Origin of the sequence: Kitasatospora sp. NPDC057015 (genome assembly GCF_042673745.1) — a bacterium.
GTDB lineage: Bacteria > Actinomycetota > Actinomycetes > Streptomycetales > Streptomycetaceae > Kitasatospora.
The window spans coordinates 158,461-180,258 of the sequence record NZ_JBHUSG010000002.1 but is presented as its reverse complement, the minus strand read 5'-3'; the positions used below and the strand labels follow the sequence as shown (position 1 = coordinate 180,258).

Genomic DNA, 21,798 nt, shown 5'->3' with positions numbered 1-21,798 from the left:
GTTCCAGCAGACCCTCGCGGGTCAGGAGCGGGTGCTGGGTTCTGATCACCTCAGCACCATGGCCACCCGTAACAACCTCGCCGGCGCTCACCGGAAGAACGGCGACCTGGCTCTCGCCATCCCGCTGTTCGAACGGATCCTCGCGGACCAGGAACGGGTACAGGGTCCCGATTATCCCGACACCGTGGCCTCCCGTAACAATCTCGCCAGCGTCCACTACGAGGACGGGAACCTGGCTCTCGCCATCGCACTGTTCGAACAGGTCCTCGCGGACCAGGAACGGGTGCTGGGCCCCGATCACCTCAACACCATGGTCACCCGGAACAATCTTGCCGGTGCCAACCGGAAGAACGGCGACCTCGCCAGCGCGATCGCGCTGTTCCAGCAAACCCTTGCGGACCTGGAACGGGTGCAGGGTCCCGATCATCCCGACACCGTGGCCTTGCGCAACAATCTTGCCGGCTCCCATCGGGAGAACGGCGACCTGGCTCTCGCCATCCCGCTGTTCGAACGGATCCTCGCGGACCAGGAAGGGTTGCTGGGTCCTGGTCACCCCGACACCGTGGCCTCCCGTAACAATCTCGCCAGCGCCCACTACGAGGACGGGAACCTGGCTCTCGCCATCCCGCTGCTGGAACAAGTCCTTGCCGACTCCACACGGGTGCTCGGCCCCGACGACCCCGACCCCTTCGCCGCCCGTAGCAGACTCGCCAGCGCCCACTACGAGAACGGGGACCCGGCTCTCGCCATCCCGCTGCTGGAGCAGATCGTCGCCGACTCCAAGCGGGTACTGGGCCCCGACCACCCTCTGACCTTGGCCGCGTCCGAGGTCTGTCGCGTCATGAGGCTGCATCAGTCGTAGTCCTTGCAGCCACCCGGTCGTGAGGACTTTCGGACGGGGCTCGGGGAGGATCCCGGCCGCCGGGCTGCTCGCGGTGCGGCCGGGATCGCGGACCCGATCAACAGCTGTCCGAGATCAGGGGAACGTCACACCACACACCACCACTGCCATGAAGCCGCCGAACCCATGGACGACCAGCGCGACCTCGGTCCTCACGTTCGGAAACAACAGCCACTCAGGCCCGGGCCGGCCCGCTGCCGACCGCAGGCCGGGCCTGGCCGGCCGGTCGGTCAGGTGACCGGTCCGCCGGCCCGGTCGGCGGCGAAGGGCCCGCCGGGGTCGAAGGCCAGCCGGGCGAAGCGTTCGCCGATCAGCCGCAGGCCCGCGGTGTCGGGGTGCAGGCCGTCCGGCAGCGGGAGCCGCTCGTGGTCCCGGGCGCCGTACAGCTCGCGCCCGTCCAGGTAGTGCAGGTGCGGGTCGTCCGCGGAGCGTTCGGCGGTGATCCGGGCGAGTTCGCGGCGGATGACGTTGAGGCTCAGGCGTCCGGTGGCCACGTCGGCGGGTACGCCGAGGGTGACGAAGCGCTTGGTGGGGGAGTCCGGGTCGACCACGGTGGGGCCCGGCGCGTCCTCGACGGCCGGGCACAGGACGGGGGAGACCACCAGCAGCGGGGTCCGCGGGTGGCCCTCGCGCACGGTGTCGAGGAAGCCGTGGACGGCCGGCCCCAGCGCCCGCAGCCGGAAGAGGTCGGTGTTGACCAGGTTGATGCCGAGCTTGAGGCTGATCAGGTCGGCGGGGGCGTCCCGGATCGCCCGGGCGGTGAAGGGGTCGAGCAGCGCGTTGCCGCTCAGGCCCAGGTTGACCACCTCCACCCCGGCGAGGGCGGCGGCGACCACGGGCCAGGTGCCGGTGGGGCTGTCGGCGTCGGCGCCGTGGCTGATCGAGCTGCCGTGGTGCAGCCAGACCGGGCGCCCGGTGGGGGTCGGCGGGTGCACCGGGGCGTCGGTGTGCAGGGCGACGAGTTCCGTCCGCTCGGCCTGCGGCAGCCAGATCTCGACCTCCTTCACCTCGTCGCCGAGACCGGTGAACCGCGCCCGCCCGGGCGGGCCGGCGGTGAACTCGGAGCCGCCGGCCGCGTCCATCGTGACGGTGTTGCCGGCCCGCACCACGGCCTGCCGCACGGTGCGGCCGTCGATCACCAGGTCGTAGACCCCGTCCGGGTCCGCTCCCTCCGGGTAGACGGCCTTGGTGGGCAGGGTCTCCAGCTCGATCACGGCGGCCGCGGTGCGGAACGCCAGTCGCACCCCGGCCGGCTGGGCGTCGACGGCGGTCAGGTAGTCGTCGGGGAACTGGGCCCGGGCGGCGGCGGGCAGCCGGTGCGGCAGCAGGCCGTGCGCGGTGCGTTCCAGCTCGTACGCGCCGCGCACCGCGACCGGTCCGTGGTCGGTGAGGAAGGTGCTGGTCAGGGTGGACATCGGGGCTCCTCGGGGCTCCTCGGGGCGGGGCGGTACCGCGGGCCGGCGGGCGCCTGCCGTCGCCGCCCCGGGTGGTGCACCCGGACCGTCGCGGCTCTGGGGTGGCGTACCCGGACGGACGCCCGCGACGCCCCATTGTGACCACGGGCACAGGGTTCGGTCCTGGCAGGTTCGCGGCACCAAGGCGTGTGAGAAGTCTGGCCAAGGTACTGACTCCTCGGTAACTTACCGATGCGTAGGCGGAGTTCGCCGCCTCGGAGTGCATGCATGCCTCGACCCCCCACCCGAAGGACAGTCATGCCTGGAACCCCCCACCCCGTGCTGCCCGCGACCAGATCCAACACCCGTACCGGTACCGGTGTCCGCCGTCGGCTGGCCACCGCACTCGCGGGCTGCGCCCTGCTCGCGGCCACGGCGATCGGCGCGGCCCCCGCACACGCCGCAACCGCCCAGGCCACCGGAACCGACCCCGTCGCCGCGGCCAAGGCGCTGGCCGCGCCGCTGGTGCCGGGCGCCAACAACTGGTCCTGCCGCCCCAGTGCCGCCCACCCCCGCCCGGTGGTGCTGGTGCACGGGACCTTCGCCAACGGGTCGGTCAACTGGCTGACCATCGCGCCCGCGCTCGCCGCCGACGGGTACTGCGTCTTCGCCCTGACCTACGGCGAGCAGCCCGGCATCCCCGTCCTGCGCGCGATCGCGCCGGTGCCCGACTCGGCCCGCCAGCTCGCCACCTTCGTCGACGGCGTCCTGGCCGCGACCGGCGCGGCCAAGGCCGACCTGGTCGGGCACAGTCAGGGCGGCGGCCTGACGCCGCGCTACTACCTGAAGTTCGAGGGCGGCGCCGCCAAGGTGCACAGCCTGGTCGGGCTCGCCCCCAGCAACCACGGGACCACGCTGCTGGGGCTCGCCACGCTCGCGCAGACGATCCCCGGCGCCATGGACATCGTCGGCTCCGCCTGTCCGGCCTGCGTCGACCAGGTCGTCGGCTCGGACGTCCTCACCCGGCTCAACGCCGGCGGCGACACCGTGCCGGGGGTCTCCTACACGGCGATCTACACCAAGTACGACGAGGTGGTGACGCCCTACCGGACCCAGGCGCTGACCGGCCCGGACGTGCACAATGTCCTGGTGCAGGACCTCTGCCCGGTCAACAGCCCGGACCACGTGCTGATGGCCGTCGACCCGGTGGTGCTGCACGAAGTCCGGCACGCGCTCGACCCGGCCCACGTCGGGGAGGCCGACTGCTGGGCGAACCTCACGGGCTGAGGACGGGCCTGACGGCCAGGTGGCCCGGACCGCCCCGGCGACCCGTTCGCCGGGGCAGTCCGGGGCAGTCCGGGGCGGTCCGGGACCGTCCGGACCGTCCGGACCGTCCGGGTCGGCGGGGCGTCCGTCGGAGGCGTCGGCGGGCCGTCCGTGGAGCGGGCCGGGGGCCGTCAGCCGGCCATGTCCTCGGGGGCGTGGTACCCCTCGCCCTTGGCCCGGCGTTCCAGGCCGATCCACAGCGTGTTCATCAACCGCCGTGCGGTGGCCTGCGGTTGCTCGCCGGGTACGGTGAGCGCCCACTCGGCCAGCGCGTCGGCCGCGCCGACCAGGGCATGGGCCACGGCGGCGGACTCACGTCGCAGCGCGACGTAGTCACCCCCGTCGTCGCCGCGCGCCGGTGCCGGCATCGACTGCCGGACGAGCTCGCCGACGGTGTCGATGATCTCGGTGCGGGACCGCGCGACCTGGGTCGCGAACGAGTCGCCCTGGCTGCGGGCCTGCTGGTAGAGGACCACCCAGCTGGCCCGGTGGTCGGCCACGTAGGTGAAGAAGGCGGTCAGCCCGCGCCAGAGCCGCTCGGCGGGGTCGTCGGCCCCGGGGTGTGCGGCCGAGCCGATCAGGTTGACCAGGCGGTCGGCCTCACGCGCGATGCAGGCGCTGAATATCTCCTCCTTCGAGCCCAGGTAGAGGTACAGCAGGGGTTTGGAGACCTGGGCGTGCTCGGCCACCTCGTCCATCGAGGCGGCATGGAAGCCGTTCCGGGAGAAGACCTGCACGGCGGCGTCGAGCATCTGCTGCTCGCGCACCTTGCGGGGCAGCCGCTTGCGGCTGGGTTGCGGATCCATCGGGCCAGGGTATCCAAGCGGCTACCCGACGTTACGGGCAGCCGACTTACCGTGGAGTAAGAACCCGCGGGCCCGGATGCCCCCGGACCACCGGGGCGGCCCGAACCACCCGGACGTGGAGCCTCGACCGCGGCGGGATCCCCCACCACGGGAGCCCGTCCGCCCGGTGATCGTCCGTCCGCCCCGGACCGTCCACCCCGGATCGTCCGCCGGTGATCGGCCGGCCATGAGCCGGCGGAACGACACGCGGGAACCGGATGAATCGTCCCATTTCCATCCTTCGGCCGAAAATGGGTCGATCCCCCTGACAGCGGGACCGGCCCGGGGTCCCCAGGGCACCGGGCCGGTCCCGGCCGGACGGGAGGAGCAGGCCCGTCCCGGCGGCCGGGCCGGTGGTGCGGACGAGGGAGCGGACGTGGGCGCGATGGCACGGTTCGGCCGGCGGCTCAAGGAGCACGCCGGTGACCGCCCGGTCCTGCGACGGTGGCCGAGCTGGGGCGCCGTCGCGGGGGCCGTGCTCTTCTACTACTTCTCCCTCACGCCGTCCATGCTGCCCCGGTCCTGGTGGTTGCAGGGCGTCGAGGCCGGGGTGACGGCCGCGATCGGCTACGGCTTCGGGGCGCTGGTCGGCGCGATCGCACGACGGCTCGGAGCCAGGCCCGGCCCCCGGGTGCGCCGGACGGCGTGGGCGGCGCTGGCGGTGCTGGGGCCGGTGCTGGTGGTCGCGGTGACGGCCTGGAGCGTGCGCTGGCAGGGGGACGTCCGGCGGGCCGTGACGCTGCCGCCGGAGGTCTCCTGGTGGCGGTGGTCGCTCGTCCCGGTGGTGGCGCTGCTGGTGCTGGCGCTGATCGTGCTGGTGGCGCGACTGCTGCGGCTCGGCACCCGGATCGTGGTGCACGCCCTGGACCGGGTGGTGCCGAGGCCGGTCGCGCTCGGCGCCGGTGTGGCCGTGGTGGTGTTCCTGGTGGTCGGCTTCGTGCAGGGGTTCCTCCTCTCCGGGGTGCTCGACGTGGTGGAGAGCGCGGCCTCGCTGGCGGACGAGGGGACGACGCCGGGCGTCGTCCAGCCGCAGCTGCCGACCCTCTCCGGCAGCCCGGCCTCGCTGGAGTCCTGGCAGAGCCTCGGGTCCAAGGGCCGGGACTTCGTCGCCGGCGCGGCGACCCGGGAGGAGCTGTCCGCGTTCGCCGGCCGTCCGGCCATGGACCCCGTCCGGGTGTACGTGGGCCTGCGCGCCGCCGACACCCTGCAGGCCCGTGCGGACCTGGCCGTCGCCGAGCTGGAGCGGACCGGCGGGTTCTCGCGCGGGATCCTCGCGGTGATGGCCACCACCGGCAGCGGCTGGATCAACCGGCAGGCCAGCGACCCGCTGGAGTACCTGTACACGGGGGACAGCGCGATGGTGGCCATCCAGTACTCGTACCTGCCGAGCTGGGTGTCCGTCCTCACCGAGGACGAGGCCAACGACGCCGGCCGGGCCCTGTTCGACGCCGTGCACGCCCGGTGGGCCGCGCTGCCGGAGCAGACCCGCCCGCGCCTGGTGGTCTTCGGGGAGAGCCTCGGCTCCTTCGCCACCGAGAAGGCCTTCGACGGCAGCCTGGAGCGGCTGACGACGGAGACCGACGGAGCCCTGCTGGTCGGCCCCACCTACGACAACCCGCTGTGGAAGCGGGTCACCGACGACCGCGAGCCCGGCAGCCCGGTCTGGCGGCCGGTCTTCGAGGACGGCCGCTCGGTGCGCTTCGCCCAGGTGCCCACCGACCTGGACATCCCGCCCCGGCCCTGGGACGGCACCCGCGTCGTCTACCTCCAGAACGGCTCCGACCCGATCGTCTGGTGGAGTCCGTCGATGCTCCTGCGCGAGCCGCAGTGGCTGAAGGACCCCCGGGCCGAGGACATCTCGCCGGCGATGCGCTGGTACCCGGTGGTGACCTTCTGGCAGGTGGTCTGCGACCTGATGGGCGCCAACGACGTGCCGCCCGGCTTCGGCCACCGCTACGGCACGCTGCCCACCGACGCGTGGGCCGCGATCGCCGCGCCGCCGGGCTGGACGGCCGCCGACACCGAGCGGCTGGCGGCCCTGATGGGCTCCTGACGACGCCTCCGGGGCCCCGCCGCCGCCATCGCCGCCGGCCGTCCGCACCGCGTCGGCCCGGGCTGCCCGTTGGGGTCGAGCCGCCTGCCCGAACGGGCAGCACGGCCGCCGGACGTCCGCTCGGACGCAGCGTCCGGTGCCGGTGCCGACGCCGCGAACGGGCAGGTCAGCCAGGTGTGTTCGGGCCCGGCCAGGGCCGTCGCCCGCTGCGCGGGAGCCCCCTCGCGGCCTCCCGGCGGGGGGTTCGAGCGGCGGCCCCCGCTGGTACCGTCCGGGCGAGGCGTCGGCTCACCCCCGTTCCACAGCCGACCGCCGGACATCGCGCGGCCGTCCGGTCGAGCCACCTCGTTCCCCCCGCTCCCCGGAGGCGTCATGCAGCGACGAACGTTCCTCACAGGCACGCTGATCGGCGCGGCGGTCGCCGCCGCGCCGTTCGCCGTACCGCGGCTGGCCGGTTCGGCGCAGGCCGCGACGACGGTGACGGTCAGCTCCCTGAAGGACCTCCAGGCGGCGATCGACCGGGCGGGTCCCGGCGACCGCATCGTCCTGGCCGACGGGACGTACACCGTCCCCACGGGGGGTGCCATCCGGGTCTCCGGCCGGAACGGCACCGCGGACGCGCCGATCACCGTCGTCGCGCAGTCCCGTGGCGGCGCGGTGCTGCAGGGCGAGCGCGGCTTCGTCTTCAGCGACTCCGGCAACATCACCGTCAGCGGGTTCGCCTTCCGGCAGCGCACCACGCTGGAGATCCCGGCGAGCTGCCCGCGGATCCGGCTGACCCGCAACGACTTCCGGTTCGCCGACGTGAGCGGGCTCGACTGGGTCGTCGTCCGGGGCGACGACGCCAAGATCGACCGGAACCGGTTCCACGACCGGACGACCGAGGGGATCTTCCTCGTCGTGGACGGTCCCGGATCGACCGCGATGGCGCAGCGCACCCAGATCCTCCGGAACCACTTCGCCGACCACGGCTACCCGGGCGCCAACGGCGGCGAGCCGATCCGGCTCGGGGTCAGCAGCCGGGCGCTGTCCAGCGCCAACGCCGTGGTGGAGTACAACCTGTTCGAGCGGTGCGACGGAGACCCCGAGGCCGTCTCGGTGAAGTCCTCGGACAACACCGTCCGGTACAACACGGTGCGCGACAGCCGCGGGGGCATCGTGCTGCGGCACGGCAACCGGACCACGGTGGAGGGCAACCACCTGATCGGCGGCACCGACGGTCTGCGCCTGTACGGCAACGACCACCTGGTCGTGAACAACTACCTGGCCGGCCTGTCGGGCCGCGCCCTGGTGATCGGCAGCGGAACCACCCGCGACCACCACGCGGGCGAGAGCACCGAGGAGCGGCGGGGCAACGACGCCTGCGACCGCGCGGTGATCGCGTACAACACGCTGGTCGGCAACGCCGGCACGCTCTCCGGCGAGACCCGGGAGCACGAACCCCGGGACGTGGTGGTCGCCGACAACATCCTGGTCGCCGGCAGCGGCAGCCTGGTCGCGATGGGCGCGACCACCGGATTCACCTGGCAGGGCAACATCCTGTGGGGCGCGGCGGCCAACGGCACCATCCCGGCCGCCGGCCACCGCCGGGTGGACCCCCTGCTGCGGCAGGAGTCCGACGGGGTGTACCGGCTCTCGGCCGGCAGCCCCGCGATCGACACGGCGACGCTGACCAGCCCGGCCGTGACCCAGGACCTCGACGGCCACCCCCGCGGCAGCACCCGGGACGTCGGAGCCGACGAGTACACGACGCTGGCCCCGGTCCGGCGCCCGCTCACCCCGGCCGACGTCGGCCCCGACGCGGCCTGACTGCCCACCGGGGCCGAGCGGTCGGAGGAAGGGCGCCGGCAGCCGGGCCCGCCGAGGCACGGGGACGGGGCGGACGGGTCGTCAGGTGAGCGCGTTCAGGGCGAAGCCGGTCAGGATGCCCAGGGCGTTGGTGGCCCAGTGCAGGCCGGCCGGGGCCAGCAGGCTGCCGCTGCGCCGGCGCAGCTCGCAGAAGAGGACGCCGGCCAGGCCGGTGAACAGCACGGTCCCGAGCTCGACCACCACGACGCCGACGGCCGAGTGGCCGAACAGCGGTGTGAGGGCGGGCTTGTCCTCGGACAGGTGCAGCGAGGGCAGGACGTGCCAGAGCCCGAAGAGCAGGGAGGAGCCGATGGTGGCGACCCTGACGTCCCACTCCTTGCGGAGCAGGCCGTAGAGCACGCCGCGGAAGGCGACCTCCTCCAGGAGCACGGTGCCCAGCGGGATCCGCACCAGCACCTGGAAGGCCACCGTCGCCGCGCTGTCGCCCTCGGTGCGGCGGTCGGTGAACAGCTCCCGGGTCTGCGGCAGCAGGGCCGCCGCCAGGTAGCCGGCGGCGACCAGGCCGATCAGGGCGGCGGCCCAGCGGGCGCCGCGGCCCCAGCTGCCGCGGTCCAGGCCGGCGTCCGCCCAGGTCCCGCCGGCCAGCCGCAGGACGACGAGCAGCAGGGCGGCCGTCAGCGGCGCGGTGACCAGGTAGGCGCCGGGGGCGAGCCGGTTGTTGAGGACGTTGACCAGCACCAGCACCAGGACGGTGACGGCCACGCCGGTCCGGACACTGATCTGACCGGGCGCCGGCCCGCTGCTCCCACGTCGCACTGTCGCCTCCTCACGGCCCGCCCCCTCATCCTCGCGGCTGCGGGCGGAGATCGCCCGGGGGCGGGCCGGAGCCGCGCCGCGGGCTGCCGGAACCCACCCGGTCGGGCCCCGTTCGGCCGGGTGGGTTCCGGGATCCGTCGGACAGGCCCTAGGGCCGCCCCACCAGGGTGGCGATCCGGGCCGCCGCGGTGCCCGGCCCGGTCGGGCCGGTGAACGCGAGCGTGGACAGCTCCGGCAGGCCCTGGTGGCTCAGCGCCGCCTCCTGGTAGCGGAAGCAGCCGAAGTGCCAGTTGAGGATGCCGGCCAGCCAGTCCCGGAGCTCCTGCACATAGCCGTCCAGGACCGCCCTGGCCTCCTTGGTCAGCTTGAAGTCCTCGTACAGGATCGGCAGTTCGTGTGCGATGACATGCTGGAACTGCCTCATCCGGGAGTTCATCAGATCGTCCACGATCGCCAGCGCGGTCGGGTAGTCGCAGTCGAAGAAGTTCTGCACCACGAGGACGCCGTTGTGCACCTCGCCCTCGTACTCGACCTCCTTCTGGTACGAGAAGACGTCGTTGATCAGGCAGGCGTAGTCCGCCGCCGAGTTCTCCAGCGAGCGCAGTGGCCCGGTCCGGTAGATCTCCGGCGGCACCTGCCGGCCGTGCGCGAGCCGGCACAGGCTCATGGTCAGGTCGGAGCCGAAGGTCCTGCGGCGCATCTCCAGGTAGTCCACCGGGTCGGGGATCCGGTTCTGCGCCTGGTTGGCCAGCTCCCAGAGCCAGCTCTCGACCATCTCCTCCACCGCGGTACGGAACTTCCGCCGGGCGTCCGGGGCCATCGGGCCGGCCGTCCGCGTCCACAGGTCGGCCAGGCCGCGCTCCAGCGCGTTGACGGGGGCGGGGGCGGTCGCGCCGTCCAGCGGCATGAAGAGCAGGAGCCGGGCGTTGCAGGCCCTGGCGCCGAGCAGGTCCCGGGGGCGGCCGTAGACCACCGGGTAGTAGTCGTCGCCGTAGGTGCCCCAGGCCAGCCAGGCCGAGGTCAGGTCGAGCTCGGCCAGGGTGGCGTCCGGGTGGATGCCCGCCGAGCAGAGCGGGAGGTCGATGTCGGCGGCCCGCTTCTCGTCCCAGACGTGCGATCCCGTGATGCCGGGCTGCGGCTGGAGCATCCCCATCGCCCGGCACCAGTCGAGGGTGTTGCGGCGCGAGGCCTCCAGGTGCGGGCTCAGTCGCAGGGCGAACGGCATCTGGAAGGCCGGCAGTTGCGAGGGCCCGACCGGCCGGTGCGGCACGTGGGTGAAGCTGCGCACCCGGCCGGGGCCGATCAGGCCGCCGAGGCGGGTGAGGTCCAGGGCGGAGGTGCCGAGTGCGCCGGCGCCGTAGGGCGACCACCCGGTGGGGGAGGTGCCCGCCCCGCCGCCGTTCATGTACCGGCTGGAGCGCATGTGCCACTCGTGCCCGCCCGACTGCCAGTCCTGGAGGCCCTTCACGTAGGCCAGCACCTGCGCGCAGGCCTGCGGGTCCAGCCCGTGCTCGGCGAAGAGCGGGGCGAGTTCGGTCACGACGGTGTTCTCGAACTGGTGCAGGCGCGAGGTGAGCAGGTCGTTGACGGCGTCGGCGGCCTCCTGGGTGCTGCAGCCGAGGAAGGTCTCCAGGACGAGCACGCCGTTGCTGCGCTCGCCCTCCTCCTCGGTCTCCCGCTGGTAGGAGAACAGGTCGTTGCGCAGGTGCACGCCGTCCGAGAAGGTGTCCTTGAGCACCCGCATCGGCCGGGAGGCGGCGATCACGGCCGGGACCTCGGCGCCCACCGCGTGCTCGACCAGGCCAGCGGACCAGGGCGCGCCGCCCACCTTGCGGCGCATCTCGATGTACTCGACCGGGTTGGGCGTGCGGCCCGCGTTGATGTTGGAGAGCTCCCAGAGGGACTCGTTCAGCAGGTGCTCGGTGCTCTCGGCGAACCGGGCCCGCCAGTCGGCGGACATGCCGGGCACCGTCCGGGCCCAGAGGTCCGCCAGCCCGGCCTCGACCGGGTTGGTCGGGGCCGGCACCTCGGCGGTGAGGTCCAGCGGCATGAAGGCGGGCAGGCGGTCCAGGTAGGCCTTGCCGCCCTCGCGGTCCTGCGAGCGTTTGAAGATCTCCAGGAAGTGGTCGTCGAAGAAGAAGACCCACACGTACCAGTCGGTCACCAGGGCGAGTTCCGCGGCCGAGGCGTCGGGGTGGGTGTACGCGCAGAGCAGGGCGTAGTCGTGGGAGTCGAGGTCGTGTTCGTCCCAGATGCCGGAGCCCTCCACCATGCCCATCGATCGGGCCCAGGCCTTGGTGTGGGTCCGGGCGTGCTCCAGGTGGGGGTTGAGCCGGGCCGGGTGCGGGAGGTAGAAGTCCGGCAGCTGGAAGGGCTGCGCCGGTCGGTCCCCGGCGTTCGTGGGCGCGGTCGCCTTCGTGGGTGCCTTCGGGGGTACGGGCGGGCGTGCGGGTACGGGCGTGGGGCCGGTCGGCACGCGGCCCGGACGGGCCGGCGGATCGGTCGGCACGCCCGGAGGTGTCCCGCCCCGGCCCGACAGGCGCGGGTGCAGCAGGCCCGGGTTGGTGAACCGGGGATTGGTGAGCCCGGGCCCGGGGAGGGCCGGAGAGGTGGGGCTCGCGCCGCCGGTGTCCGGTGGCGTGGGGCCGGGCCGTGCGAGGCCGGGTGGCGTGAGGCCGGACGGTGCGCGGCCGGGAATCGGGAAGTGGGCGTTCGTGTGATCAGGCTGGTTCATCAGTGCCGTTTCTGAGGCCGTGTCATCCGTTCGGCTCAGCATTACCCGGGTGCCCGAGAGCGTATCCGGTAACAGAAACAGTCATATCAGCGGACAAGAAAAGGGGCCCCGCCGTGGACGGGGCCCCATCAGCTCGAACAGGTCGGAATCAGTACGGGCGTACGAGGAAATGCGCCGCACCCGGAATGCCGACCTTCAGCAGCTCGTCCTCCTCGGGCGTGGTGGCGGTGCCGGTCTCCTGCTTCAGGATCGCCCGCGACAGGCTCTGCACCCACATCGCCCGCGGGCGGCGGCGGGCCTCCCAGGCGGCCAGCGCGCCGCTCACGTCCTCGGCCGCGTCCAGGCTCTGGGCCAGCACCAGGGCGTCCTCCACGGCCATCGCGGCGCCCTGGGCGAGGTGCGGGGTGCTGGCGTGCGCGGCGTCGCCGGCCAGCACCACCCGGCCGACGTGCCAGGCGTCCTCCACGGTGACCTGGGAGATCCGCGAGTAGACCACCGCCGCCGGGTCGGTGACGTGGGTCAGCGCCGCGGCGACCGGGCCGGAGAAGGCGGTGAGCCGCTCGGCGAGCTGCTCGTGGGCGCGCTCCGGGTCCGGCCGGAAGTCCTCGGCCTCGGCGAACACCGTGCCCAGGTACATGGTGTCGTCGGTGATCGGGGTCAGCAGCGCCTTGGCGTTCAGGTTGCCCGCGCTCATCACCACACCCCGCACCTCGGGGTCGCGCGGCACGGTGACCCGCCAGTTGGCGAAGCCGGTGTACTCGGGCTCGAAGCGGTCCCCGTACAGGCGCTTGCGCAGCGGTGAGCCGATGCCGTCGAAGCCCACCACGAGGTCCCAGCGGCCGGAGCCGCCGTCCGAGAGGGTGACGTCGACGCCCTCGCCGTCGTCGGCGAGGTCGGTGATGGTGGTACCGAAGCGGATCTTCGCGCCGGCCTCGGCGGCGGCCCGGCCGAGCACCTTCGCCAGTGCCGGGCGGGGGATGCCGTTGTTCGAGGGGGCGTCGTCCATCTGCGGCTGCGGGATCCTGGCGAGGGTGGCGCCGGTGGGGTCGCAGATGGTGAGCACCTCCCACTCGAAGCCGGCCGCCAGGCAGTCCTCCAGCACGCCGATCTCGCGCATCACGTGCAGGGCGTTGGAGGGCTGGATGATGCCGACGCCGAGGGCGTCCAGCTCGTCGCGCAGCTCGGCGACGTCGACCCGGTGGCCGCGCCGGGCCAGTGCGGTGGCCAGGGTCAGGCCGCCGATGCCGCCGCCGTGGATCAGGACGCGCAGGGGTGAGGACATGACGGAGCTCTCCAGGGGGGTGGGTCAGCCGACGGGTGCGGCCAGCGGGGCGGGCAGGGTCATCAGGTGGTCGACCAGGGCGAGCAGGAGGTCCCGGCCGAAGATCCGCTCCCGGACGTCGCCGAGCAGCATCGGCACCTGCGGGTCGAGGTCGAGGGCGGACCTGATCTCCTCCGTGCTGCGGGTGTTGCGGCCGTGGAAGCAGTTGATCGCGACCACGAACGGGATGCCCCGGCTCTCGAAGAAGTCGATCGACGCGAAGCTGGCCTCCACCCGCCGGGTGTCGACGATGACGACGCCGCCGAGGGCGCCGTTCACCAGGTCGTTCCACATGAACCAGAACCGCTCCTGGCCGGGGGTGCCGAAGAGGTAGACCACCAGCTCGGAGCTGATGGTGATGCGGCCGAAGTCGAGGGCGACCGTGGTGGTGTCCTTGTTGTCGACGCCGCTGAGGTCGTCGACACCGATGCTGGCCCGGGTCAGGTACTCCTCGGTGCGCAGCGGAGCCACCTCGCTGAGGGCGCCCACCATGGTGGTCTTGCCCACGCCGAAGCCGCCGGCGATCAGGATCTTGACGGCGGCGGGCGCCGACTGGCTGTTCGTCCCGATGGTCATGTCTTCAGAGTCTCCGGAGTCCTTCGCGAACGGCCGTGAGCAGGCCGAGGTTCACACCGCCGCCGCCCGCGGCCACCGAGAGCGGGGCGCGGGCGAGCAGCAGGCCCTGGGCGATCAGGTCGCCGACCAGGATCTTGGTCACCGAGACCGGCAGGTCGAGGCCGGCGGCCACCTCGGCGACCGCGGCCGGCCGGTGGCAGCGGTCCAGGATCAGCCGGTGCTCCGGCTGGAGCCCGCGCGGGGGGCGGCCGGAGCGGCCGAGCGCCGCGCGGGGACCGTCCTGGACGGTCGTCAGCACGGTGATGAGGGTGAGGTCGTCGCGCTCCGGGGCGGTCCGGCCCCGGGTGATGGTGTACGGGCGCACCATCGTGCCCGACATGTCCTCGTCGTCCTCCTCCTCGTCGCTCCAGTGCGGCGGCCTCACCCGCGGCCACCCCGGGCGGCGAACGCGTCGAACTCCGAGCGGGCCGGGGTGGTCAGCTTCTGGCCGACCTGCTGGACGAGGGTGTGCATGGCCACCGACATGACCTCGGCGTCGACGTCCTGCGAGGCCACCACGGCGAGGTGGGTGCCCTGGGCCGCGGCGATGATGAACAGCCAGAGGTCGGCGAGCTCGACGATCACCTGGTGGACCTGGCCGCCGTCGAAGAGCTGTCCGACCCCGCGGGCCAGGCTCTGCTGGCCGGTGGCGACGGCGGCGAGCCGCTCGGCGTCCGACCGGTCGATGCTGCGGGAGTGGCTGACCACCAGGCCGTCGTCGGAGAGCAGAACGGCGTGCCGGGTGCCGGCCACCGAGTCGACGAGTCCGTCCAGCAGCCAGTCCAGGTCCTGATGGGTGGCTATCGTGCGCGTCATGTCCGGTCTTCCGTCCTAGGGGTGTTGGTATCCGCCCACGGTCCGTCCCACGGGGGCGGGCTCGCTGCGGGTGCTGCGGGGTACTGCTGGTCGCCGCCGTTCCCGCCCTGGCCGCGCGCGGCCCGGGACTGTCGCTGGAAGGCGCCGATGGCGGCTCCGGACCGGCGGGGCGCCCCCGGCCGGGCGGGGTCCGCGGCGGGCGGGGCGGCCTGCGCGGGCAGCTCCTGCTCCGCCGGCGGGAGCCGGAGCTCGGCGGCCAGATGGGCCTGGCGGACCCGGCGCGGCAGCGGCTTCTCGTCGGCGGTGAGCGCGTCACCGGACTGTCCGCCGTGCCCGTACGCGTCCGCGGGCGAGGCCCAGGAGGGCCGGGCCGGCGTACGGTCGCGGCCGGCCGGGGCGTGTTCGGGGCGCGGCTGCTCGCCGGCCGGGTACCCGAAGGCGGGCGCGGGGCGGTCCGTGTCCGGGTACCGGCCGCTGCCGAAGCCGGGGTCCGGGTACCCGAGCGCGGGGGTCCGGTCCGCGGGGGCCAGCTCGGGGGCGAAGCCGCCCGCGGGGTAGCCGGCGGACGGGAAGCCGGGCACCGGCGGTTCGGGCGCCGGGTCGTCCGTCCCGAACCGGGCGGGCGCGAACCCGTCCGCGCGGTACCCGTCCGCGGCGAACCCGTCGGTCACGGCCGGCTCCGGGCCGGTGCCGACGGGCGGCCAGCCGCGCTGCGACAGGTCGGCGCCGGTGTACTGGGCCTCCGCGAACTCGGCCTCGGCGTACGTGGGTTCGGCGAACCCGGGCTCGCGGTGGTCGGCGCCCGCGGGTTCGGCCGCCGACTCGGGCAGGGCGGACGGCGCACCGGCCAGCGCGCGACCGCGGTTGCGGGTGGGCAGGGCGATCGGCTCGACCGGCGCGACGCCGTCCAGGGCCGGGTCCCCGTCGGCGACCAGCTCGGCGGGGACGAGCACCACGACCCGGGTGCCGCCGAAGGCGGACGGGCGGAACTCCACCCGCAGGCCGGCGTTGGCCGCCAGCCGGGCCACCACGTAGAAGCCGAGGCGGATGTCGTCGGCCTTGGCGAGCACGTCCATCCGCGGCGGGTGGCTCATCAGTTCGTTGGCCGCGGCGAACTGGTCGGGGTCCATGCCCAGGCCGCGGTCCTCGATCTCGATGGCCAGGCCGCGCCCGACGAGGGCGGCCCGCACCTCGACCGGCGTGGGCGGCCGGGAGAAGGTGGCGGCGTTCTCCATCAGTTCGGCGACCACGTGGGCGACCGGGCCGACCGCGCGCTCGGACAGCCACGGGCTGCCGTCGACGTCCAGCATGATCCGCCGGTAGTCCTGCACCTCGCCCTGCGCGGAGCGCAGCACGTCGAGCAGCGGGACGGGCTTGCGCCAGCGCCGCTGGGGCTGGCCGCCGGCGAGGATCACCAGGTTTTCCTCGTACCGGCGCAGCCGCGCGGTGAGGTGGTCGAGGTCGAAGAGGCCCTCCAGGACCTCCGGGTCCTCGTGCCGGCGCTCCAGCTCGTCCAGCTTCTTGAGCTGGAGGCCGATCAGCAGCTGGGTGCGGCGGGCGATCCGCTGGAGCAGCCGCTCGAAGCCGCGGTACTGGTCGGCCTGCCGGACGGCGGTCTCCAGGGCGCTGGTGCGCGCCAGGTTCAGCGCCTGGCCGAGCTGGCCGAGCTCGTCCTGGCCGGCGGTGGCGTTGGTGCCGCCGATGGCCCGGCTCTCGGCCTCGACGTCGACGTGCTCGCCGCGTCCGAGGCGTTCCACCACCTCCGGCAGGGTGCGCTCCAGCTCCTGCGCCTGCCCCTGCAGGTCGAGGATCCGGCGGCGCAGCGAGCGGGTCAGCCGCCAGGTGGTGATGATGACGGCGATGACGGCGAGCAGGCCGATGAGGCTGGTCAGGGCGACCTTGATCAGCAGGGCGATGATGGTCGACTTGCCGACCTCCACCACGCCGGCGGTCCGGGTCTCCATCACCTTCACCAGCTGCGGATTGACCTGGTCGACGGCCTGGCGCCACTGCTCCTGGAGCGGGGGGAGCTTCACGCTGCCGCTCGCGTCGGTGGCGGCGGGGCGCATCAGCGCCTGTTCGACTGCGGCCTTGGCCTGCCACGGGGCGCTGGTGGTGAGCGCCTGCCAGGCCGGGGCCTCGGCCGCCGGCAGGTAGGGGATGATCTTCGTGGAGAGCAGGAACGACTGGTTGCCGATGGACTGCTGGACCTGCTGGAGGTCCAGGGTGCTCAGCTTCCCGTTCTGCCAGCCACGGGCCAGCACGGCGTCCTCGCGGGCGAGCATCTCCTTGGCCCAGAAGGCGTCGACCAGGGCGCGGGAGATGTAGGTGACCTCGCCGTTGTCGCCCCGGCTGAGCGCGGTGAACAGCGAGAGGTCCACCGCGATGAGGTCGGTGTAGTAGGTGTACACGGCCTGCTGGTCGGCCGCCCCGCGGTCGATCATGGCGCGCTGCGCGGACAGCTGGGTCATCGCCTGGCGGGCCTGGAAGACCGCCGTCCGCACCTCGGCGGGAGCGTCCGCGGCGACGTCCTCGGAGAGCGTCTGGAAGCTCAGGACGGCCTCGTCGGTCAGCTTGCGCTGGCGGCGCAGCGCCTCGGTGGAGGCGGCCGGGTCGGCGAGCGCCTCGGCGCTGAGCCGGCGCTCCTCCTGGAGGTTGTAGTAGACGATGTTGGACGGCTGGCCGGCCTTCTGGGCGAGCAGGCCCTGCCCGGCCTGCCGCTGGAAGTCGAAGACGGTCTGGCCGCTGGTCACCGTCCACAGCGCGGCGAGCGCGATGCCCGGTACCACCGCCAGGACGAGGAGGGCCGTTCGCAGGGACAGCCTCGGAGGCCTCTTTCCGGCTCTGCCGCTTCTGGGGCTCCGCGGCTCGACGGCCGCCCCTTGACCAGGTGAAGCGGTCCGCCGATCGGCACGCGCGCGCAGAGCATTCTCCTCTTGGGGGGCGGTGGTCCGGCAGGACGACCGTCTGGAGTATGGCTTTTGACGAAGCGATACTAGTCATACTGTGTTACGGGAGTGAAAGTCCGCCCATCCGGTGGACGTCGAGCGGGCATCGTGGCTGGTGACCTCCACGGTTCGCGCACTTGTCCAGACCAGTCGGTCCGCGGTGCCGGGCCGGTGTACATGACCGGAAGGCCCGCGGCCGGGCGGCCGGGCCGCCCGGACCGCCAGCGCGCGGCCCGGCCGATCCGCCCGATCCCGCCGGATCCGGGCGCCCGCGCAGTAGGGTTGAGGCACTGAGGACGTTGCGGACGCCCGCATCCGGACGGGCGTCGCCCTCGGACAGTCACCCGGTTCGTCGAGAGCCGGAGACGGGCACGCCATGGCCACCGACCGCACCTCCCCGTACCCACTGTTCCAGGCGCCCGGCCTGCTCGGCCCGGTGGACCGCCGTGCCGCGCGGTTCAGCCTCGACCCCTCGCTCTCCCACACCGGCATGTTCGACGGCGCCTGGTGGCCGCGCTCGCGCGACCTCGGGCGCGAACTCCCGGCCCTGGTCACCGAGTTGCGCTCGCGGATCGGCCCCGTCCTGCACGTCGGGGTGGAACGTTCCGCCTGGGACACCATCCCGGCCCGGATCACCGTCGACGGCCGCGTCGTCCGGATCAACTGCTTCTCCTCCAGCCTGCACACCGTCGGCGTGGGTGGCGGGCACCAGGACCGCTTCCTGCTGCTCGTCGTGCCGCCGCGCACCCGTCCGACGGTCGCGCGCACCGCGATGGCCTCGGCCGCCACCCCCGGCAACAGCACCCTGGCGGCCCGGATCCTCGCCGCGGCGGCCCTCGCCCGCCCGCCCGCGCCGGTCCGCACCGCCGGGGTCAGGCCGCCGGTGACCGTCCGGACCGCCACGTCGAGCTGGCCGCCGCCGTGGCCGCCGCCCTGGCCCACCCCGCTGCCGCCCGGCCCCCAGCCGCTGCCGCCGATCGGTCGCTGACGAACGCCGGCCGGGCGCCGTCGCGGGTCCGGCCACCGCGTCAGGACGGGTCCGGCGCGGCACCCGGTCCGGCCGCGAGGGTGTCCCGTCCGACCGGGACGTCCTGGACGGCGGGCGCGTCGTCGTCGGTCCGTCCCAGGACGTACCGGTCCTCGGCGGGCTGTTCGACCTGCCGGCCGGCGGGCGGGCGGTCGCCGGCCGGCAGGTCGGCCGGGAGCCGTGGGGCGCCGGCCGGCGCCGCGGGGGCGTGGAGGTGGGCGCCCCCCGAAGCGAGCAGGTCGCGCCGCAGCTGGTGGAGCAGCGCGGCCGGGGGCTCGCCCGCCCAGCCGCCGATCCGCTCGGCGAGCGGGTAGAAGTTCCGCTCGGCGTCACGGGCCTCGATCACGCCGTCGGTGTATACCACCAGGCTGTCGCCGGGAGCGAACGGGAAGCTGCCGACCCGGTAGCCGTCCGGTGCCAGGTCGCCGAGGCCGAGCGGGGGCGCCGGCTCGCTGCTGGCCAGGGCGGTGACCGCCCCGCGGTGCAGGAGCAGCGGCGGCGGGTGGCCGCAGTCGACCATCAGCACGTCGCCGCCGTCGTCGGGGAGGTCCAGGAGCACGGCCGTGATGAAGGACTCGCCCGGATCCCCGCCGTCGGCCGGGTGGGCGAAGTCCCAGCGGACGCTGGCGTCCAGGTGGGCGGCGAGGGCGGGCAGGTCGGAGTGCTGGTGGGCGGCCGCGCGGAACGCCCCCAGCAGCAGGGCCGCGTCACTGAGCGAGGCGAGGCCCTTGCCCCGGACGTCGCCGACCAGCAGCCGGGTGCCGGTGCTCGTCCGGGCGACCGCGTAGAGGTCCCCGCCGATCTGCGCCTCCGCCTCCGCGGCCAGGTAGAACGAGGCGAGGCGCAGCGGGCCGATCCGGGCCGGCAACGGGCGCAGCAGCACCCGCTGGGCCGCCTCGGAGACCGAACGGACCTGGTGCAGCTCCTCCTCGTGCCGGTCGCGCAGCGCGCGCAGGACCACGATGAACGCCGACACCCCGATCAGCGCGGCGACCTGCGCCAGGTGGTTGGCCGTGGTCAGGCCGTCCCGGAGGGTGCCGATGAGCACCTGCGCGGCGACGGCGAGCGCGGCGACCACGGCGGTGGCCCGGGCGCCGGAGAAGGAGGCCGCGAGAGCCGGCGCGACGATCAGCAGCGGCCCCAGGTGGATCTCCGGCGGGGCGAGGATGTCGACCACGGTGATGGCCACGATCAGCGCGAGCGGGACCGCGTGCAGTGCACGGCCTGGCCGCCACCACCCGTGGTGTCCCGTGGGGCTCTGCTGGAGGGGCACCCCTCCTCTCTACACCGGGGCCGGGTGGGGCGCCATGCGGCCCGCGGCCGGCGGGCGGGCCGATCGCTCCCGGGCGGCCGACGACGGGTCAGTCCGCCGCCGCGTAGCGGGCCAGGTAGTCGGCGAAGCGGGCCACGTCCTCGTCGGCCCAGTCGGTGAAGCGTTCGGTGAAGGCCAGCCGGCGCTGCTCGGCGGCCTCCCGCAGCAGGGCCAGCCCGGCCGCGGTCGGCCGCAGTATCTGGCCGCGCTGGTCGTCCGGATCCGTCTCCCGGGCCAGCAGGCCGAGCCTCTCCAGCGCGCCGACCTGCCGGCTCACCGTCGACTTGTCGAGCATGAAGTACGCGGCGACGTCGGCCGCCCGGCAGCCGCCGCGCTCGTTCATCAGGTCCAGGATGCTGTACGTGACCAGCGAGAGGTCCGGATGCAGCTGGGAGGCCTTGTGCCGGGCCCGCCGGGCGAAGGCGGTCAGCTCGCGCTGGATGACGTCGATGGACGAGTCACGATCCTCCACGCGCACCTCCTCGGGCTGCTGCCGCGCCGGCCGTGCCCGGTCGCGGGGCCCGTTGCACAGTACAACGCCGATCGGGATCGTGCCTGCTCAGGGCGTCGGGCACCGGGGATCAGGCGGGCGGGGCGGCGGAGCGCCAGGCCCGGGCGGCGGCGATCCGGCGCACGGCGCTGGGGTGGGTCGCGAACAGCAGCTCCAGTACGCGCGGCGGGTCCACGTCCGAGACGTTGGCCACGGCCAGCCTGCGCTGCATGGCGACGAACCGCTCCGGGTCACCGGTGAGCTCCAGGGCGTGCCGGTCCGCCCGCGCCTCCACCCGCCGACTCGCCGCGCACTGCGGCGGGCCGGCGAGCGCGCCGATCAGTGCCGCGCACGCGGCCATCAGCGGCAGCACCCGCGGATCCGCCGCCGAGTCGGCGCCGGCCGCCGAGAGCAGCGGCTCCCAACCGGTGAGCAGCCCGAGCGCGCAGACCGCCGCCGCCGCGCCGAGCGCGCCGAGCAGCGTCCCGCCGAGGACGTCGCGGGCCTTCACGTGCCCCAGCTCGTGCGCCACCACCAGCTCCACCTCGCCCGGATCGGCGCTGCTCAGGAGGGTGTCGTACACCACGATCCGGCGGGTGGCCCCGAAGCCGGAGACGTACGCGTTGAGCGCGGTCGTCCGGCGTGAGGCGTCGGCCACCAGCACGTCCCGCACCCGGACGCCGTCCCGGGCCGCCAGCGCCAGCAGGGCCTCGCGCCGCGCCCCCGGCGGCATCGGTTCGAAACGGTTGAACACCGGCTCGACGACCAGCGGGAAGAGGAAGGACAGCGCGGCGGTGAGCAGCGCGGCGCCGGCCGCCGCCGGGATCCACCAGCGCTCCGGCGAGCGGTCGGTCAGCGCGAACAGGACCAGCACCACGGGCAGCGCCAGTACCAGCGTCAGCGCCAGCCCGCGCAGCGCGTCCGCGGCCCAGCCGGCCCAGCCCTGGGTGACCAGCCCGTAGCGCCGGCGCACCGCCGTCACCCGGGCGCCGAACGGCAGCCGGACGGCCTGGCCGAGCAGCACCAGCACGACCGTGCCCGCCAGGACGGTGGCCGTCCGCCCGCCGCCGACGGCCGTGCCCGCGGCCGTGACCAGCCCGGCCCCGGCCGGGGTCAGGCCCAGCAGCAGCGCCAGGGCGAGACCGGCCAGCCGCCCGCCCAGCGCCCACGGGGTCTGGGCCCGGCGCAGGGCCCGGCCGCGGGCCCGTTCCTGCGGGGTGAAGTCGCCCGCGGTGAACTCGCCCGGGGTCAGGCCCTCGGGCGCGGAGCCGTCGGATGCCCGGTCGTCAGGGGTGCCCCCGACCGGCGGGACGTCGTCGGGCTCGGGCCCGGTACGCCGTTCGGGGCCGCCGTCGGGGCGGTCCGTGCGGTCCGTGTGCATTCCACTCCCC

General features: G+C 74.2%; 17 protein-coding genes. 5 read left to right on the top strand and 12 right to left on the bottom strand.

Annotated features, from left to right (window positions below; all coding sequences use genetic code 11):
• Nucleotides 1-862, top strand: an 862-nt coding sequence (locus tag ACFTWP_RS02670) for a tetratricopeptide repeat protein (RefSeq protein WP_380261878.1), incomplete at its 5' end; no start/stop codon positions are given.
• Nucleotides 863-1,131: 269 nt separating this feature from the next.
• Here ACFTWP_RS02670 and ACFTWP_RS02665 read toward each other — a convergent pair.
• On the bottom strand, nucleotides 1,132-2,316 hold the full coding sequence (locus ACFTWP_RS02665; RefSeq protein WP_380261876.1) for a GDSL-type esterase/lipase family protein: 1,185 nt from the start codon (nucleotides 2,314-2,316) through the stop codon (nucleotides 1,132-1,134).
• Between the two features lie 297 nt (nucleotides 2,317-2,613).
• Here ACFTWP_RS02665 and ACFTWP_RS02660 point away from each other — a divergent pair, with 297 nt between their 5' ends.
• Nucleotides 2,614-3,582 (top strand): esterase/lipase family protein, encoded by a 969-nt coding sequence (locus ACFTWP_RS02660; RefSeq protein WP_380261874.1) that lies wholly within the window; start codon nucleotides 2,614-2,616, stop codon nucleotides 3,580-3,582.
• A 170-nt stretch (nucleotides 3,583-3,752) separates the two neighbouring features.
• On the opposite strand, the gene ACFTWP_RS02655 is transcribed toward ACFTWP_RS02660, so the two are convergent.
• Nucleotides 3,753-4,427: a TetR/AcrR family transcriptional regulator gene (locus tag ACFTWP_RS02655; protein ID WP_380261872.1), complete on the bottom strand. Its 675-nt coding sequence runs from the start codon at nucleotides 4,425-4,427 to the stop codon at nucleotides 3,753-3,755.
• 424 nt (nucleotides 4,428-4,851) lie between these two features.
• Between ACFTWP_RS02655 and ACFTWP_RS02650 the strand changes: the two genes are divergently transcribed.
• Nucleotides 4,852-6,519 (top strand): alpha/beta hydrolase, encoded by a 1,668-nt coding sequence (locus ACFTWP_RS02650; RefSeq protein WP_380262144.1) that lies wholly within the window; start codon nucleotides 4,852-4,854, stop codon nucleotides 6,517-6,519.
• A 372-nt stretch (nucleotides 6,520-6,891) separates the two neighbouring features.
• The gene (locus ACFTWP_RS02645) at nucleotides 6,892-8,328 is read left to right on the top strand and encodes a chondroitinase-B domain-containing protein (RefSeq protein ID WP_380261870.1); all 1,437 of its coding nucleotides are present in this window, start codon (nucleotides 6,892-6,894) and stop codon (nucleotides 8,326-8,328) included.
• Between the two features lie 81 nt (nucleotides 8,329-8,409).
• On the opposite strand, the gene ACFTWP_RS02640 is transcribed toward ACFTWP_RS02645, so the two are convergent.
• From ACFTWP_RS02640 to ACFTWP_RS02610, 7 genes are all read right to left on the bottom strand, one after another.
• On the bottom strand, nucleotides 8,410-9,144 hold the full coding sequence (locus tag ACFTWP_RS02640) for a CPBP family intramembrane glutamic endopeptidase (protein ID WP_380261868.1): 735 nt from the start codon (nucleotides 9,142-9,144) through the stop codon (nucleotides 8,410-8,412).
• Between the two features lie 148 nt (nucleotides 9,145-9,292).
• Nucleotides 9,293-11,509 (bottom strand): family 2 encapsulin nanocompartment cargo protein terpene cyclase, encoded by a 2,217-nt coding sequence (locus ACFTWP_RS02635; protein WP_380262142.1) that lies wholly within the window; start codon nucleotides 11,507-11,509, stop codon nucleotides 9,293-9,295.
• Nucleotides 11,510-12,026: 517 nt separating this feature from the next.
• Entirely contained in the window at nucleotides 12,027-13,160 is a 1,134-nt protein-coding gene (locus tag ACFTWP_RS02630) for an FAD-dependent monooxygenase (RefSeq protein WP_380261866.1), read from the bottom strand.
• Between the two features lie 24 nt (nucleotides 13,161-13,184).
• Nucleotides 13,185-13,775, bottom strand: coding sequence for an ATP/GTP-binding protein (locus ACFTWP_RS02625; protein ID WP_380261864.1), 591 nt, complete (start codon nucleotides 13,773-13,775; stop codon nucleotides 13,185-13,187).
• 4 nt (nucleotides 13,776-13,779) lie between these two features.
• Complete coding sequence (locus ACFTWP_RS02620; protein ID WP_380262140.1) at nucleotides 13,780-14,154, bottom strand: DUF742 domain-containing protein; 375 nt, start codon at nucleotides 14,152-14,154, stop codon at nucleotides 13,780-13,782.
• A gap of 41 nt (nucleotides 14,155-14,195) precedes the next feature.
• Nucleotides 14,196-14,630: a roadblock/LC7 domain-containing protein gene (locus tag ACFTWP_RS02615; protein WP_266319834.1), complete on the bottom strand. Its 435-nt coding sequence runs from the start codon at nucleotides 14,628-14,630 to the stop codon at nucleotides 14,196-14,198.
• Nucleotides 14,627-17,419, bottom strand: coding sequence for a nitrate- and nitrite sensing domain-containing protein (locus ACFTWP_RS02610; protein WP_380261861.1), 2,793 nt, complete (start codon nucleotides 17,417-17,419; stop codon nucleotides 14,627-14,629). The genes ACFTWP_RS02615 and ACFTWP_RS02610 overlap by 4 nt, the downstream gene beginning before the upstream one ends.
• A 535-nt stretch (nucleotides 17,420-17,954) precedes the next feature.
• Here ACFTWP_RS02610 and ACFTWP_RS02605 point away from each other — a divergent pair.
• Entirely contained in the window at nucleotides 17,955-18,566 is a 612-nt protein-coding gene (locus tag ACFTWP_RS02605; protein ID WP_380261859.1) for a DUF5994 family protein, read from the top strand.
• Nucleotides 18,567-18,606: 40 nt separating this feature from the next.
• On the opposite strand, the gene ACFTWP_RS02600 is transcribed toward ACFTWP_RS02605, so the two are convergent.
• From ACFTWP_RS02600 to ACFTWP_RS02590, 3 genes are all read right to left on the bottom strand, one after another.
• Nucleotides 18,607-19,878 (bottom strand): PP2C family protein-serine/threonine phosphatase, encoded by a 1,272-nt coding sequence (locus ACFTWP_RS02600; RefSeq protein WP_380261857.1) that lies wholly within the window; start codon nucleotides 19,876-19,878, stop codon nucleotides 18,607-18,609.
• Nucleotides 19,879-19,966: 88 nt separating this feature from the next.
• On the bottom strand, nucleotides 19,967-20,389 hold the full coding sequence (locus ACFTWP_RS02595) for a MarR family winged helix-turn-helix transcriptional regulator (protein WP_380261855.1): 423 nt from the start codon (nucleotides 20,387-20,389) through the stop codon (nucleotides 19,967-19,969).
• Between the two features lie 109 nt (nucleotides 20,390-20,498).
• The gene (locus ACFTWP_RS02590; protein WP_380261853.1) at nucleotides 20,499-21,788 is read right to left on the bottom strand and encodes a M48 family metalloprotease; all 1,290 of its coding nucleotides are present in this window, start codon (nucleotides 21,786-21,788) and stop codon (nucleotides 20,499-20,501) included.
• Nucleotides 21,789-21,798 lie beyond the last annotated feature (10 nt).